Origin of the sequence: Agrobacterium sp. NPDC090273 (assembly GCF_044772305.1) — a bacterium.
Classification (GTDB): Bacteria; Pseudomonadota; Alphaproteobacteria; order Rhizobiales; family Rhizobiaceae; genus Agrobacterium.
This window is the reverse complement of sequence record NZ_JBIVYN010000003.1, coordinates 365,908-381,696: the sequence shown is the minus strand read 5'-3', so window position 1 is coordinate 381,696 and position 15,789 is coordinate 365,908. Positions and strand designations below refer to the sequence as shown.

Below are 15,789 nucleotides of genomic sequence, written 5' to 3'. Positions count from 1 at the left end.
TTGGCCGGTTTTGTTTTGTCCAGAGTTTGCCGATCGGCTCAGCAAAACAAAGGAAGCCCTGATGGATGGAGGCATATATGACGGACAAAATGGAAGTTCTGAACGAGCGGCTGTTTGACGTCGATCGCGAAACGCTGTTCCGGGCTTTCTCGGAGCCCGAACTGTTGGCGCAATGGTGGGGCCCGCATGGCTTCACCAACACAATTGGCGCCTTCGATTTCAGGCCTGGAGGTACATGGCAGATCACCATGACAGCGTCCAATGGTACCGATTTTCATAACACCTCCACGTTTCAGGAGATCACGGCACCGGCACGCATCGTTTTCCTGCATCACGAGCCGATGCACGTTTACACGATGGAAATCGACTTTACGGAACAGGAAGACGGCACATTGCTGAACTGGCGAATGCTGTTTGACGCGACAGATGAAAATCTGGAAATCAGGAAGTTTATCGCTGCTGCCAATGAGCAGAACTTCGACCGATTGGAAGAGGTTGTCCTGCAGCGATAACAACATAAAACGCACCAAATCACCGGTGCCTCGACCAATGCCATTGTCGATCACGCATCTATTTTGACGTTTGCTCGTTTTCGCAGTTTCAATGAACTCTTCGTGCGCACAGGAAGGCCAGAGGATGGAAGCGACACTGGAAGAAGAGCTGGCAGGCAGACGCGAATGGATCGGTCTCTTTGTGCTGTCTATCGCCTGCCTGATTTATTCGATGGATCTATCGGTGCTGTTTCTTGCGATCCCGGCAATCGTCGCTGATCTCGACCCATCCGCTTCGGAGCTTCTGTGGATCAACGACATCTACGGCTTCATGGTCGCCGGGTTTCTCGTGACCATGGGCACGCTGGGTGATCGTATCGGGCGCCGTCGCGTCCTGTTGATCGGCGCCTTTGCCTTTGGCATCGCATCTGCACTCGCCGCGTTTTCTTCGACATCTCAGCAGCTCATCATTTCGCGGGCACTTCTCGGTATCGCCGGCGCGACGATTGCACCTTCCACGCTCTCGCTCATCGTCAACATGTTCAGGAGTGAGGCCGAACGCAACCGTGCCATCGGTATCTGGGGCACCGCCTTCGCGCTTGGCGGCGTGATCGGCCCGCTGATTGGCGGCTTCCTGCTGCAATATTTTCACTGGGGCGCTGTGTTCCTTATCAATATTCCGATCATGCTGGCGCTTCTCGCCGTCGCCCCGTTCCTGTTGCCGGAATACAAGAACAGCGAGAGTGCATCGATCGACCTCCTAAGCGTCGTTCTCTCACTCGCAACGGTTCTACCGGTCATTTACGGCTTCAAACATATGGCAGCTTACGGGTTTCAAGCAGATCAGTTGCTCGCCATCGTGATTGGCCTCTGCTTCGGCGCCGTCTTCCTGCGGCGGCAAAAACGGCTTGAGCATCCGCTGATAGACCTGCAGCTCTTTCGCATTCCAGCTTTCAACGCCTCTCTGGTCGTTAATCTCGCTGGCGTTTTTTTCGTCTTCGGCGTCTTTCTCTACCAGAACCTCTATTTGCAGCTTGTCCTCGATCTGACACCGCTTTCCGCAGCCATCTGGTCACTGCCCTCTGCGCTGGTTTTCACCATCATGTCGCTGCAAGCCTACCGGTTCACCAATAGGCTTGGTGCAGTCAAGACTGTGCTGATCGGCCTTGTCATCAACGCCTTGGGCACGGCGGTCATGGCCATTGCCGCATATAGCCAGTCGATTTACGGCATTCTTGGCGCCAGTACGCTGATCGGCCTTGGTTTCGTCCCAGTCATTCTCACCACAACAGGGCTTATCATCGGAACCGCCCCACCTGAACGGGCGGGTTCCGCATCAGCAATCTCCGAAACCAGTGCGGAATTCGGCGGTGCCTTGGGGGTGGCGCTGCTCGGCAGCCTCGGCACCGTTATTTATCGTATGTCCCTGAGCAGCACCGACCTGTCGAGCCTGAGCGAAGATCAGGCCATTGCGGTCTCATCCACGCTCGCGGGTGCGGTGGAGACAGCAAAGGCAATGGGAGTGACAGGTCAGCCAGCCTGGTTGGATATTGCCCGAAACGGCTTTTCCCTTGGTTTCGCGGCCTGCTGCCTATTGGCATCGGTGACATTGTTGCTTCTTGCCGCGATTGCCAGAAAGATCTATGCCAAGGCACACATCGAAGAGTGACGAATTGAAACAGCACAGAACAATCAGGCGACAATGCCGGCATCAACCAGCCGCCTGATGTTTGTCATATCATCTTGAAATCTTTGGAGTTCTTCGTTGCGCTTCGCGCTGTCTGGAATGCGAAGCAGATAGGATGGATGCACGGTGATGAACAGCATTCTGCCACCATCCATCGGCATCGGCTTGCCGCGCAAATCTGATAGTTTTTCTTTCATTCCAGTCAGAGCGAAAACCGCAGTGGCGCCCATTGCGACAATCAGCTTCGGCTGAACGAGGTCGATTTCCCGCGTCAGCCACCACCTGCATCGCTGCACTTCTCCCGCATCCGGACGCTGGTGAATACGCTTCTTGCCACGGCTTTCATATTTGAAGTGCTTGACGGCATTGGTGACATAAAGTTTCGAACGGTCCATTCCGACAACCGCGAGCGTCTGGTCAAATACCTTTCCTGCCGGGCCGACAAAAGGCCTGCCAGCCAGATCTTCGTGATCACCCGGCTGCTCACCGACGATCATTACGTCGGCATCAGCCGGTCCCTCGCCAAAGACAGTTTGCGTGGCTTTGCAATGGATCGGACAAAGCGTGCAGCCCTGCGCCTTATCCCTCAATCCCCCGAGGCTGTTGGCATCGGACAATTCTGGTGCGGGCATGTTTGCTCGTGCCGTCTGGAGCCGGTGATGGAATGGTTGGGGTTCGCTCGCGCCTTTCGCCGCCATCTCCAGAACACGTGCCTCCGCACCGAGTATCAGATCCGGAATAAGCGCTGCCTCAGGCAGGTTTTTCCAATATTTCTTTGGCATCTCCGCCGTCATAGCCTTGATCTTCAATCGGGCCGGATTGAAAATATTGGCGTAATAGGTCCGCCAGAGTTCATCCGCTTCATCGGATAGATCGGGTTTTTCTGCCGCCTCCCGCGACGTCTTCAACGTGTCTCCATCCCATTGGGCAGATCCCTTCGGGGTTGCAATCAGCCAATCCATGTCTGTAAATCGCCGTTGGAAAAAATCGGCCTTGCGCTCCACAATGAAGTGATCCGGCTCAAACCATGCGATAAACCGCCTTCGCACGACCTCCTCTTCAGCCAGGGGCACTTCCTTGAAACGGACAAAGGCCGTCATCTTGTGACTGTCGCGACGGACGGATTTTTCCATGTGCCGGGCGTCAACGACATCCGGGTCGGACTTGAATTGCAGAAGTGCCCGATCGTCACGCAACCGCCACAACAAACGATAGAGCAGAGCAAACCGGGCACGATCACTGTGACAGATGACGGCCTCGGCAAGCGGCAGGAATGCAGAGGGAACACTGAAAGACGCGGAACCTGTTGCTGCGGGGAAAACGGAGCCCTCGTCAAAACCAAACAAATCCGCGCTATCGTCACGACATCGCCAGTCTATCTGGTCTGGTGAAATACCGGACAGAAGACAGGCGCGCGCGGCATTGCGCCACTCGGCAAAATCTCCCCGTCCCTCCAGCACGATCCTATACATTACAGCAACGACAATTGTTCCGGCTGCGGTGCGAACATGGCACGCAGATCGGGGCGTTCCGTCAGCTTTCCCGGCACCCAGCCATCTGCCACCACAAACGCCTTCACCTTTTTCAAGGAAGCGCCAAAGCGTCCGATATCCTCGAGCCGCAACCGGCGAAATCGCCGGGATGACAGGATTGAATTGACGGTTTTGACGCCAAACCCCGGAACACGCAGCAAAAGCTCTCGATCCGCTTTGTTCACATCCACCGGAAACGACTGCCGATTGCCGAGCGCCCAGGCGAGCTTCGGATCGATATCGAGGTCCAGCATCCCGTTCTTTTGTGTGGAGGTAATTTCGCCGATATCGAAGCCGTAAAACCGGTAAAGCCAATCGGCCTGGTACAGCCTGTGCTCCCGCATCAGTGGCGGCTTGATCAACGGCAGGTTTTTCGACGAATCAGGGATCGGGCTGAAGGCTGAATAATAGACGCGTCGCAAACCATAGCTGCCATAGAGCCGCGCACTTGTTGAAAGAATGGTGCCGTCATCCGCACCATCGGCGCCGACAATCATCTGCGTGCTTTGCCCTGCGGGAGCAAACTTTTTGACACGCTTGCTTTTCAGCGTCGGCTCACCCGCCTCTTCGATCTTGAGGCGAATATCGGCCATCGACCGTCGGATATTGTTGGGATGTTTCTCCGGCGCGAATTTGCCGATACCGCTATCGGTTGGAAGCTCGATATTGATCGACAGGCGGTCGGCATAAAGTCCGGCCTCTTCCACAAGATGCGCAGACGCTTCCGGAATGGATTTCAGATGGATGTAACCGCGAAATCCATGCGTTACTCTCAATTCGCGAGCGACACGCACCAATTCTTCCATCGTGTGGTCAGACGAGCGAATGATGCCGGAGGATAGAAAAAGGCCTTCGATGTAGTTTCGCCGATAGAACTCCAACGTCAACCAGACGACCTCCTCGACGGTAAAGCGTGCCCGCTCGACATTGCTTGAGGAGCGATTGATGCAATAGGCGCAATCGTAGATACAGAAATTGGTCAGCAGGATTTTCAACAGGGAGATGCATCGACCATCTGGCGCATAAGCGTGGCAGATGCCCGAACCTTCTGTAGAGCCAAGACCGCCGCTTGCGGAAGAGTTTCGTTTCGTGGTGCCACTGGACGCACAAGACGCATCGTACTTCGCTGCGTCCGAAAGAATGGCAAGCCGCTCTTTGATTGACTTTCTCATACTATGTTCTCTATATGTTCCGATGACGAAAGTCAATTAAACTGCATAAGATACTGAATTTCATAGCGATTATCGGGAAGTTTAATTTTCTGGCATTTCGCTGTCGTCTTCTGATATAGTCGGTTTAATTCTGATTTTGACACGGTTCCGGAGCTCTGCTTCGGAACCTGTTTCTTTTTGTGTCTGCGAATACCGCGGCTCGAATGCGAAGGAATAAGAAATGGTAGAAAAAGTACCGATGACTCAGGGTGGATTCGTCAAGTTGCAGGAAGAGCTGCGTTGGCGCCAGCAGGAGGAGCGTCCGCGCATCATCGAGGCAATTTCGGAAGCGCGCGCCCACGGCGACCTTTCGGAAAACGCCGAATACCACGCCGCCAAGGAAGCCCAGAGCCACAATGAAGGCCGCATCACCGAACTGGAAGATCTGACCGCCCGTGCGGAAGTCATCGATCTCTCCAAGATGTCCGGCTCCAAGATCAAGTTTGGCGCCACTGTGAAGCTTGTCGATGAGGATAGCGACGAAGAAAAGACCTACCAGATCGTTGGCGACCAGGAAGCCGACGTGAAGGCTGGCCGCATCTCCATTTCTTCGCCCATCGCCCGCGCCCTGATTGGCAAGGAAGTCGGCGACAGCATCGAAGTCAATGCACCGGGCGGCGCAAGAGGATACGAGATCCTCGCCGTACAGTGGGGCTGATAGCCGCCAGGTGTCACGTGTGCCATCGGACGCGTAGACACGCCGCATCTGCTTGAAATCTTGCATCTCTGTTCCGCTCGGGTGACGTCATTCGAGCGGAATGTGTTTTAGCGGAACAGACGGAACGTTAAATTTGTCTCGGGTCGATCTCAAAGATGTGCAGGTGCTTGCGCCGAATTTTAAAAAAAGACTTTCGGGCGTAACGTCCACCATCGTTCAGCTTATTCCGGCCCAGAACCGGATGGGACAAAAGGTGGCAGCTATCGGCCCGGGCCTGCCTGCACATTTGCCGTGTGTACGCTTCCGCGATCTTTGGCGGCTTTGGCTGACCGGTCCGCTCGGCGGACCTCGCATATGGCATGCACGACGCAACATCGAAATGTTGCCGGGCATCATCATGCGCGACGTGCTCCGTATGAAGGTCAAGCTTCTCTTCACCTCCGCCGCACAAAGACGACACTCCGGCTACACCCGCTGGCTGATTTCGAAAATGGATGCGGTCGTGGCGACCAGCGGTCGCTCCGGATCGTTTCTGGAAATTCCGCATCAGGTCATCATGCATGGCGTTGATACGACGCTGTTTCATCCCGGCAAAACGGACGAGGACACGATAGCGGCAACTGGCCTTCCGGGTCGACATCTGGTCGGTTGTTTTGGGCGTGTCCGTCACCAGAAGGGCACTGATCTTTTCGTTCGCGCCATGATCGAGCTGCTGCCCGACTATCCCGAATGGACCGCGGTGGTCTCCGGCCGGGTCACGCCCGAACATAAGGCTTTCGGTGACGCGCTGAAGTCCGATACAGAAGCCGCTGGCCTCACACAACGCATCATCTTTCAGGGTGAAGTGGATGACATCAAACCCTGGTACAGACGTCTGTCGCTCTACGTTGCCCCTTCCCGCAACGAAGGTTTCGGCCTCACGCCATTGGAGGCCATGGCATCCGATGTCGCCGTCGTCGCCAGCGATGCGGGCGCTTACGCGGAAATGATCGTCGAGGGAGAGACCGGCATGGTCGTCAAGGCTGGCGACTACGATTCGCTGCGTGATGCGATCAGAAGCTATCTCGCCGATCCGAAGAAAACGCGGCAACACGCACATGCCGGACTCCATCATGTCCGCACCGCCTTCCCGCTGGAAAACGAATCGGAACGGCTAGGCGCGCTCTACGACAAGCTACGGCAGAGCTGAAAAAGCGCGCAGTCGCCTGCGCGCTAAAGAGATTAGACTTCGACAAGTCCAACGCGTTTGACCTGACGGATCGTCAGCATGGTGCGCACCGTATCTACATTCTCGTCGGCAGTCAGAACCTCAATGACGAAATCCTGGAACTCCGTCAGGTTTTTTGCCACGCAGTGCAGCAGAAAATCGCTTTCGCCTGAGACCATCCACGCCTGCCGCACCAGCGACCATCCGCCCGTTGCAGCAGCGAAGGCTTTGAGATTGCTGTCCGATTGGCGCTTGAGACCGACCATGCAGAAGGCAACGAGATCGAAGCCGAGTTTCGGCGCGTTCAACATGGCGTGATAGCCTTCGATGACACCGGCCTCTTCCAGCTTACGCACGCGCCTGAGACACGGCGGCGCTGAAATGCCGACCCGTTCAGCAAGCTCCACATTCGTCATGCGGCCGTCACGCTGCAATTCGCGCAATATTTTCAGATCGATGGCATCGAGTTCGACGCTGGTCACGGAGAGTTCCTCTTTGAGCAGAAGAACTTCCTTGTACTATTCGGGGCAGGATTCGCAAGAATATGCCGCTCTCGGGACACAAAATTACACAGGCATCCACAACTGCCTTGTTGGTAACGCAAGGCTGCCCTTGAATAAAGGCACTAGACAACCTTAAATACCGGCAATTGAAGGGTTGCGGCATTGCCTCTACCCCTGCTGAAAGGAACACCCCATGTCTGCCCGCCACACCAAGGTATTAATCATCGGTTCCGGCCCCGCCGGCTACACGGCCGCGATCTACGCTGCGCGCGCGATGCTGAAACCTGTGCTGATTGCCGGCATGGAACAGGGTGGCCAATTGATGATCACCACGGATGTTGAAAACTATCCAGGCTTTGCCGATCCTATTCAGGGTCCTTGGCTGATGGATCAGATGCTAAAGCAGGCAACCCACGTCGGTGCAGAAATCGTCAATGACCTCGTAACCGAAGTTGAAACCACAGTACGCCCCTTCGTTGTCCGCACCGATTCCGGACAGGTCTGGACCGCAGACACACTGATTATTGCGACCGGCGCGAAAGCCAAGTGGCTTGGCATCGAAAGCGAACAGCACTTTCAGGGCTTTGGCGTTTCGGCCTGCGCGACCTGCGATGGCTTCTTCTATCGCAACAAGGATGTGATCGTCGTGGGTGGCGGAAATTCCGCAGTCGAGGAAGCACTCTATCTCGCCCATATCGCCAAGACCGTCACCGTCGTACATCGGCGCGACAGCTTCCGCTCGGAAAAGATCCTTCAGGAGCGCCTGTTCGCCAAGGAAAACGTCAAGATCCTCTGGAACACGGAAGTGGCTGAGATCACCGGCGCACCTGCCAAGCACCCAATGCCACCATCGGTGTCCGGTGCGAAGTTGCGCGACACGAAGACCGGCGAAATCAGCGAAATGCCGATCGACGGCGTCTTCGTCGCAATTGGTCACGCGCCGGCCGTCGAACTGTTCAAGGGCAAAGTGAAACTCAAGGACAATGGCTACATGTGGACGGCTGCCGATTCCACGGCAACGAGTGTTGAAGGCATTTTTGCTGCCGGCGACGTGACTGACGACATCTATCGACAGGCTATCACGGCCGCTGGCATGGGTTGCATGGCAGCACTCGAGGCCGAACGTTATCTGACCGCACATCAACCGCTTGCGGTAGCAGCCGAATAATCGAAAGGCAGGATCGGCATGGCGATGCCATTGGATTGGGACAAACTGCGCATTTTCCATGCCGCCGCGGAAGCGGGTTCATTTACCCATGCGGCAGACAAGCTGCACCTGTCCCAGTCGGCGATCAGCCGTCAGGTCAGCGCATTGGAACAGGACGTCGGCGTCAAACTGTTTCACCGGCACGCCCGTGGCCTGATCCTCACGGAACAGGGTGAGTTGCTGTATCGCACAGCCCATGACGTGCTTTTGAAGCTTGAAACCGTCAAGATGCAGTTGACCGAAACGACGGAGAAGCCCAGCGGCAAGCTGCGCGTCACCACCACGGTCGGCCTCGGTCAGGGTTGGCTGACGGACAAGGTGCAGGAGTTCCTGCAGCTTTATCCGGAAATGTCGATCCAGCTCATCCTCGATAACGAGGAACTCGACGTGAACATGCGGCACGCCGACTGCGCGATCCGCTTGCGTCAGCCGCAGCAGTCGGACCTCATCCAGCGCAAGCTGTTCACGGTGCACATGCACGTCTATGCCGCACCGTCCTACATCAATCGATATGGCGAACCGCAATCGATCGAGGATCTGGACAACCACCGTATCATCTCATTCGGTGAACCGGCTCCCAACTATCTGCTGGACGTGAACTGGCTGGAAAACGCCGGTCGTTCATCCGACAACACCCGCACGCCGCACTTGCAGATTAACAGCCAGACCTCGATCAAACGGGCCTGCCTGCTGGGAATTGGCATCGCTTGCCTGCCGGATTACATCGTTGGACGTGACCCTGGTTTGATTCAGTTGTCGCTCGCCGCGGATATCCCCTCGTTCGATACCTACTTCTGCTATCCCGACGAGATGAAAAACGCTGCAAAACTGAAGGCGTTCAGAGACTTTATCGTTGCCAAGGCGCGCAACTGGAACTTCTGACGCAAAAACAGTCGACTTCATGGAATTGGCAATAAAATCCAATCGGTTAACTGCCGATCAAAAGGAGAATTTCCGCAACTTCCGCGTAGAGCCCTGCACAAAAAATATACCGGAAAGATGAAGGTCTGCGTAAATCGCATGCCTGACCTGCACAAAAAAGAGTTGTTGTCTGCACAAAAAAGCACCATATCGCACTCAGCTGATGCACACCGGTGGCTTTCCTCCCAGTTCCACCGCATCAGCTGTTCCCCTCTGGAGGTTTTTAACCTTCACACTTAAAAGGGCCCTGGATCTTTCCGGTGGCCCTCTTTTTTTTACCCGCAATAATTTTCTCCAAATATGCGTAATACTGCATAATACAACCTTGTTTTGTAGGCACCGCGCACCCATATCTAATTCAGCTGTCGCGGCTGACTTTTGTGCGCTGGACAGCTGTTCCCCTCTGGAGGTTTTTGACCTTCAAACTATCAGGCCGCGGAGAAATCCAGCGGCCTTCTTTTTTTGCTAAGCATGCAGCGTGGAAACGGGGCGCGTCTGCGCGAGAGCGCAATAGCCAGCGCATCCTTGCATGGCTTTCACAGAGACGTGAATTGTATATCGATTTTTACCGATATATAGATCGTCAACATCAGATTTAAGAGAAAAACGCTTATGAACCCGGAGGACATCCTCAAGGCGATCTCGCATCCGGCAAGACTGCAGTTTCTGGCATGGTTGAAACACCCGGAACGGCATTTCTGTCAGGATCACCCGTTCAGTATGGGCGTGTGCGCCAACCAGTTCCAGGTTGGTGGTCTGTCGCAATCAACCGTCTCCTCGCACCTTGCGATCCTGCAATCCGCAGGCCTCATAAAATCGAAGAAGGTTGGCCAATGGGTGTTTTTTGAACGGAACGAAGAAACAATCGACGCATTTCTCGACTATCTGAAAACCAATCTCTGAGCCTCCCAAGCTTCGAGCTCTCTTGCGCAAATCCCTGCGCAAACAAGCCAACCGACCAGAAAGTGAAGTCGTATGACCAGCCTTTTCGAACCGGCACAGGCCGGCGACATTGTCCTCGCCAACCGAATTGTCATGGCGCCCCTCACCCGCAACCGGTCTCCCGGGGCAATTCCCAACAATTTGAACGCCACATATTACGAACAGCGCGCCTCGGCCGGTCTGATTGTAACGGAAGGCACGCCGATCTCTCAGCAGGGCCAGGGCTACGCCGACGTTCCCGGTCTCTATAAGAAAGAAGCTGTTGACGGCTGGAAGACGGTCACAGACGGCGTTCACGCTGCCGGCGGCAAGATCGTCGCCCAGATCTGGCATGTCGGGCGTATCTCGCACACCTCGCTGCAACCGCATGGTGGGCAGCCTGTCGCGCCATCCGCGATCACGGCAAAATCCAAGACCTATATCATCAACGACGACGGCACCGGCGCTTTTGCCGAAACCTCTGAGCCTCGCGCGCTCACGCATGATGATATCGGCCTTATCCTTGAGGACTATCGCTCCGGCGCACGTGCAGCGATCGAGGCAGGTTTCGACGGCGTCGAAATTCATGCCGCCAATGGCTACCTCATCGAGCAGTTCCTGAAATCCAGCACCAATGAGCGCACCGACCAATATGGTGGCTCGATCGAAAACCGTGCCCGTTTCCTTCTGGAAGTCGTTGATAGCGTGACAAAAGAAATTGGCGCTGGCCGCACCGGTATCCGCTTGTCTCCGGTCACACCGGCCAACGACATTTTCGAAGCTGATCCGCAGCCGCTCTACAACTATGTTGCCGAGCAGCTTGGCAGCCGCGGCCTGGCATTCGTCCACGTCGTCGAGGGCGCAACCGGCGGCCCGCGTGACTTCAAGCAAGGAGACAAGCCGTTCGACTACGATGCCTTCAAGGCTGCCTATCGCAATGCTGGCGGCAAGGGGCTCTGGATCGGCAACAACGGCTATGATCGTGACAGCGCGATAGCAGCGGTCGAAAACGGCAAGGTCGACGCTGTCGCCTTCGGTAAGGCGTTTATTGCAAACCCGGATCTGGTCCGCCGCCTCAAAGACGACGCGCCGCTGAATGAGCCCAACCAGCCGACCTTCTATGGCGGCGGCGCCCAAGGTTACACGGATTATCCGGCTCTCGCCTGATGACAAACGATAAGCCGCGCCCCTCAACAAGGCGCGGCTTTTTGTTCAAGCATGCCTCCTGGCCTGCCGAGCGGCAAAGTCCGAGAAAGCTCCCATGATAAACGCGTTGGGCACATGCAGCGCCTGAAGAAACCCGCTCCCTGTTTCCCGACCGATGCTCATCAGCGCGACTTGCAGGCCATATAGCCCGAGCAGAATTATCGCGCGTGAGAGATTGGGGCGAAGATCACTCTGGCGCAGGGCCATAACCACCAACGCGCCAATTGGAAGCACGAGAAACATCCCAAGCGCCTTATGCAATTCAATCAGCGAGCTGTCATAATACAGCGATAGTCCCGCCAGCAAGACCTGCGCGAAAATCAGTACCGGCACACTCGCCGATATCAAGGCAAACAATTGGCGCGAGCGCGATCCGGAATGGACAGGAATGGCCATCACACCCTCCTCGTCACGTTGATGAAGCCGCCGGTCTCCTCAGAACCCTCGCGGACGGGGTCGAGACAACCAAGCCCCGCCAGAGTTGCCGATATTGCCAGATCGATCGGGGTGCGCGGCTCGTCCCCGAGAAACTCCACGAGTTTGCGATTGCTCATCCGGATCGGCATCCGCCAGAGATATTGCAGTTCGAGGACTTCACGAAACAACGGAACAACAGGCGCGGCCAGCCGCACCGCACTCCACGACAGACGCTTCATCTTGACGGGATGGCCGGATACACGCTCGATTGCCTTGACGATCTGCAGACCGTCGAAGTCCCAAAAGCCATCCAAATGGAAGACAGAGAACGGGGCCAGCGCATCCGATCGATCAAGCAGGCGGCCGATTGTTTCGGCCACATCCGGCAGATAGGCCCACTGATGCCCGGCATGAGGATAGCCGGGGTTCGATACTCGACGGACAGGTTTTCCTGGTCGCACCAGCATCTGCGAGAACCAGTTGTTCTTCGCAGTGGGCCCGAAGAAATCTCCCGCCCTCACGATCAGCACCGGCACGCCGCGAAGCGAGGCCGCCTTAAGCCGCTGCTCCATTTCCTTTCGCAACATGCCTTTACGGGTAAAAGGATTTTGCGGACTTACTTCCGTCAGGACAGGAAAGGCATCAGCACCGAAATTATAGACCGAGCCGGGAAACACGATACGTGCCCTGACAGCTTCGGCGGCGGCAATTGTGTTGTCCAGCATCGGCAACACTTGCTTTTCCCAGTTCTGGTATCCGGGCGGATTAACCGCGTGAACGATCATATCCGCACCTTCGGCGGCTGCCAGGACATCGGTGCGGCTCAAGGCGTCGCCAGTGACATATTCCATGTCCACCCTCGCCCCTGACAGCGCCGCCCTGCGGCTGATCGCCCTGACGCGCCAGCCGCGCTTCAAAAGCATTCTTGAAATCTCGCCACCGATACCGCCATTTGATCCCAGCACGAGGGCCAGACGCCCAGCGGTTTGAATGGAAGCTTTGCTGTCTTCATTGATCATTGCCGTCACTCCTTCATCTTGACTGGAGTATTGGCTCGTTATGGATTATACGAAATTGTCGAAATACGTGGATCGGCCATACAAAATCTTATGATGAAGAACCGTAACGTGAGTTGGGATTTTTACCGAACCTTTCTCGGTGTTCTCCGGGATGGTTCCCTCTCTGCGGCAGCCCGTGAGCTAGGCATCACGCAGCCCACCGCTGGCCGCCACATCGGGGCGCTGGAGGAAGCCATAGGCTTCCCGCTGTTCATTCGCTCTCCGCACGGACTGATGCCGACAGAAGCGGCACTTGCCCTGCGTCCCTACGCAGAAAATCTTGCTGCGACGGCATCGGCGCTGATGCGGGCGGCATCTGGCGAAGTCGGCAAGATCGAGGGCGCGGTTCGCATCAGCGCCTCCGATATCATCGGCGTGGAAATCTTGCCGTCGATTATCGCCAAGTTGCAGGATATTCATCCGCGGCTCGAGATCGAACTTTCACTGTCTGACACACTGGAAGATCTTTTGCGGCGAGAAGCCGATATCGCCATTCGCATGACAGAACCGCAGCAGGATGCGATTGTCATGCGCTATATCGGCAATTTCCGGCTGGGCTTTCACGCCACGCGCGAATACCTGGAAAAAGCCGGTACTCCGATGGAAATGATGGATCTGGAAGACCATCGCATGATTGGTTTCGATCGCAAGACGCCTTTCATTCGGGCTGCAATCCACCATATGCGATCCCTCAAGCCCGAGATCCCTGATACGGAAGAAATTTCATTCGCCGTACGCGCAGACAGCAATCTTGCCCAACTCTCGATGATCCGCGCCAGCGCGGGGATCGGTGTCTGCCAGATAGGTATGGGGCAAAAAGATCCTCGGCTTGTCCGTGTTTTGAACCACATCGACATTCCGCTGCACACCTGGGTCGCAATGCACGAAAATCTCAAGACGTCACCACGTTGCCGCGCCGTTTTCAGCGCGCTGGTGGAAGGCTTGAAAGCCCATCTGAAAGAGACGGACCCGGAAGCGCCGCCGCAAAGGCGTTAAAACTCAATAAGGCCGCGCCTGGGACTGGCGGGTGGTCTTGTCCACAATCTCGGCCTCCGGCCGGTCGCCGCCCTGACTGTATTCTTCGTGCCAGTGGCCTGTTTCGTCCTGATAGCTTATCTCTTCATCTTCCCCGCCGATCTGCTGTTCAGCGGCAACGATCCGCGCCGCCTGAACGGCATCGGAATAGGATGGGAACGTTTCGGAATAGGCGCCATTCAGTCGATAGGCAAAACCTCCATCATGTTCCACAATTTCATACACCACTTTGGTCATACATGCTTCCTCCTGCTTCAGGCGACATGACCATAACCGCTATTCAGATGTGGCATTCAGCGGACACCAAAGCGCGGGCGGCACGTCCTTGACGCCACCACTATCCTCCCAAAAACGCCTGAGTGCAAATTCTGCTTAAACGATGAGACGAGGCGTCGCAGGCCGATCGCGAGTGAGCGAAACGTTTCGCTCGATAGATCAACGTGAGCTAACACAAATAAAAAAGCCCGGCATCGCTGCCGGGCCTTATCATAATGTCAGTGCTATTAGCGGCAATCAGCGCAGAAGCGCTGGATACGCTTGCAGGCCTCTTCAAGCAGCGTCTCCGAGGTGGCGTAGGAGATGCGGAAGTTCGGGCCAAGACCGAAAGCCGAACCGTGCACAACGGCAACGCCTTCAGCTTCGAGCAATTCGGAAACGAAATCCTCGTCCGTTTCGATGACCTTGCCGGACGGTGCGGTCTTGCCGATCATGCCAGCGCAGGACGGGTAGACGTAGAACGCACCTTCAGGTGTCGGGCAATTGATACCCTTGGCCTGGTTAAGCATGGAAACAACCAGATCACGGCGACCTTCGAAGATCTTCTTGTTCTCGGGAATGAAATCCTGAGTACCGGCCAGCGCCTCGACGGCGGCCCATTGCGAGATGGACGACGCACCCGACGTCTGCTGACCCTGGATCATGTCCATTGCCTTGATGAGCGGCAGCGGACCCGCAGCGTAACCAATACGCCAGCCGGTCATGGCATAGGCCTTGGAAACGCCATTCATGGTCAGCGTGCGGTCATAGAGCGACGGCTCCACTTCAACAGGCGTCACGAATTTGAAATCGCCATAGGTCAGGTGCTCGTACATGTCGTCCGTCAGCACCCAGACATGCGGATGCTTGACCAGCACGTCCGTCAGAGCCTTCAGCTCGTCATGCGAATAGGCCGCACCCGACGGATTGGAAGGCGAGTTGAAGATGAACCACTTGGTCTTCGGCGTGATCGCCTTGTCCAGTGCTTCAGGCTTGAGCTTGAAATTGTCTTCCAGCGTGGTGTCAACGAAAACCGGCGTACCACCGCAAATCGCAACCATTTCCGGGTAGCTTACCCAGTAAGGTGCCGGAATGACGACTTCGTCGCCCGGGTTGAGCGTTGCCATGAAGGCGTTGAAAAGAATCTGCTTTCCACCCGTGCCGACAATGGTCTGCTCAGGCTTGTAGTCGAGACCGTTTTCACGCTTGAACTTTTCAGCAATCGCCTTGCGCAGTTCAGGGATACCGGAAACAGGCGTGTATTTCGTTTCGCCACGCTTGATGGCATCGATGGCCGCTTCCTTGATGTTTTCAGGCGTATCGAAATCCGGCTCGCCTGCGCCAAGGCTAATCACATCGCGACCCTTCGCTTTGAGATCGCGAGCTTTCTGGGTGACGGCGATGGTGGCGGACGGCTTTACGCGGGAAAGAATGTCGGCAAGGAAGGCCATTTTTAATCGGTCCTGTTGAAGTTGACATC

At 55.9% G+C, this 15,789-nt stretch carries 16 protein-coding genes; 9 read left to right on the top strand and 7 right to left on the bottom strand.

All coding sequences use genetic code 11. The annotated features are described in order from the left end of the window. Positions 1-77 precede the first annotated feature (77 nt). Both ACIQT8_RS11105 and ACIQT8_RS11100 read left to right on the top strand, forming a co-directional pair. A complete protein-coding gene (locus tag ACIQT8_RS11105) occupies positions 78-512 on the top strand; it encodes an SRPBCC domain-containing protein (protein WP_400965096.1) in 435 nt (144 codons plus the stop codon). Positions 513-636: 124 nt separating this feature from the next. Next, positions 637-2,160 (top strand): MFS transporter, encoded by a 1,524-nt coding sequence (locus tag ACIQT8_RS11100; RefSeq protein WP_400965094.1) that lies wholly within the window; start codon positions 637-639, stop codon positions 2,158-2,160. A 23-nt stretch (positions 2,161-2,183) separates the two neighbouring features. Here ACIQT8_RS11100 and ACIQT8_RS11095 read toward each other — a convergent pair whose 3' ends face one another. Then, complete coding sequence (locus ACIQT8_RS11095; RefSeq protein WP_400965092.1) at positions 2,184-3,650, bottom strand: UdgX family uracil-DNA binding protein; 1,467 nt, start codon at positions 3,648-3,650, stop codon at positions 2,184-2,186. Further along, on the bottom strand, positions 3,650-4,882 hold the full coding sequence (locus ACIQT8_RS11090; protein WP_400965090.1) for a putative DNA modification/repair radical SAM protein: 1,233 nt from the start codon (positions 4,880-4,882) through the stop codon (positions 3,650-3,652). The genes ACIQT8_RS11095 and ACIQT8_RS11090 overlap by 1 nt, the downstream gene beginning before the upstream one ends. 220 nt (positions 4,883-5,102) lie before the next feature. On the opposite strand from ACIQT8_RS11090, the gene greA reads away from it, so the two are divergent. Then, positions 5,103-5,579: a transcription elongation factor GreA gene (gene greA / locus ACIQT8_RS11085; RefSeq protein WP_138791056.1), complete on the top strand. Its 477-nt coding sequence runs from the start codon at positions 5,103-5,105 to the stop codon at positions 5,577-5,579. Positions 5,580-5,712: 133 nt separating this feature from the next. Next, positions 5,713-6,768: a glycosyltransferase family 4 protein gene (locus ACIQT8_RS11080; protein WP_400965088.1), complete on the top strand. Its 1,056-nt coding sequence runs from the start codon at positions 5,713-5,715 to the stop codon at positions 6,766-6,768. Positions 6,769-6,800: 32 nt separating this feature from the next. Here the strand turns inward: ACIQT8_RS11080 and ACIQT8_RS11075 are convergent, their stop codons facing one another. After that, the gene (locus ACIQT8_RS11075; RefSeq protein WP_138791058.1) at positions 6,801-7,268 is read right to left on the bottom strand and encodes an Lrp/AsnC family transcriptional regulator; all 468 of its coding nucleotides are present in this window, start codon (positions 7,266-7,268) and stop codon (positions 6,801-6,803) included. A gap of 214 nt (positions 7,269-7,482) precedes the next feature. On the opposite strand from ACIQT8_RS11075, the gene trxB reads away from it, so the two are divergent. From trxB to ACIQT8_RS11055, 4 genes are all read left to right on the top strand, one after another. Further along, a complete protein-coding gene (gene trxB / locus ACIQT8_RS11070) occupies positions 7,483-8,457 on the top strand; it encodes a thioredoxin-disulfide reductase (RefSeq protein ID WP_262523072.1) in 975 nt (324 codons plus the stop codon). A 24-nt stretch (positions 8,458-8,481) separates the two neighbouring features. Then, positions 8,482-9,378: a LysR family transcriptional regulator VtlR gene (locus tag ACIQT8_RS11065; RefSeq protein WP_063950800.1), complete on the top strand. Its 897-nt coding sequence runs from the start codon at positions 8,482-8,484 to the stop codon at positions 9,376-9,378. Between the two features lie 651 nt (positions 9,379-10,029). After that, positions 10,030-10,320: an ArsR/SmtB family transcription factor gene (locus tag ACIQT8_RS11060; protein ID WP_400965085.1), complete on the top strand. Its 291-nt coding sequence runs from the start codon at positions 10,030-10,032 to the stop codon at positions 10,318-10,320. Between the two features lie 72 nt (positions 10,321-10,392). Then, positions 10,393-11,505, top strand: a complete 1,113-nt coding sequence (locus ACIQT8_RS11055) for an alkene reductase (RefSeq protein ID WP_400965083.1) — start codon at positions 10,393-10,395, stop codon at positions 11,503-11,505. 45 nt (positions 11,506-11,550) lie between these two features. Here ACIQT8_RS11055 and ACIQT8_RS11050 read toward each other — a convergent pair whose 3' ends face one another. Then, positions 11,551-11,940 (bottom strand): DUF6220 domain-containing protein, encoded by a 390-nt coding sequence (locus ACIQT8_RS11050; RefSeq protein WP_400965081.1) that lies wholly within the window; start codon positions 11,938-11,940, stop codon positions 11,551-11,553. Next, positions 11,940-12,980 (bottom strand): NAD-dependent epimerase/dehydratase family protein, encoded by a 1,041-nt coding sequence (locus ACIQT8_RS11045; RefSeq protein WP_400965079.1) that lies wholly within the window; start codon positions 12,978-12,980, stop codon positions 11,940-11,942. Before ACIQT8_RS11045 ends, ACIQT8_RS11050 begins: the two co-directional genes overlap by 1 nt. A 90-nt stretch (positions 12,981-13,070) precedes the next feature. Here ACIQT8_RS11045 and ACIQT8_RS11040 point away from each other — a divergent pair, with 90 nt between their 5' ends. After that, positions 13,071-14,015, top strand: coding sequence for a LysR family transcriptional regulator (locus ACIQT8_RS11040; protein ID WP_138791064.1), 945 nt, complete (start codon positions 13,071-13,073; stop codon positions 14,013-14,015). Between the two features lie 3 nt (positions 14,016-14,018). Here the strand turns inward: ACIQT8_RS11040 and ACIQT8_RS11035 are convergent, their stop codons facing one another. After that, a complete protein-coding gene (locus tag ACIQT8_RS11035) occupies positions 14,019-14,291 on the bottom strand; it encodes a DUF2188 domain-containing protein (RefSeq protein WP_138791065.1) in 273 nt (90 codons plus the stop codon). A 266-nt stretch (positions 14,292-14,557) separates the two neighbouring features. Continuing rightward, entirely contained in the window at positions 14,558-15,760 is a 1,203-nt protein-coding gene (locus tag ACIQT8_RS11030; protein ID WP_400965076.1) for a pyridoxal phosphate-dependent aminotransferase, read from the bottom strand. Positions 15,761-15,789 lie beyond the last annotated feature (29 nt).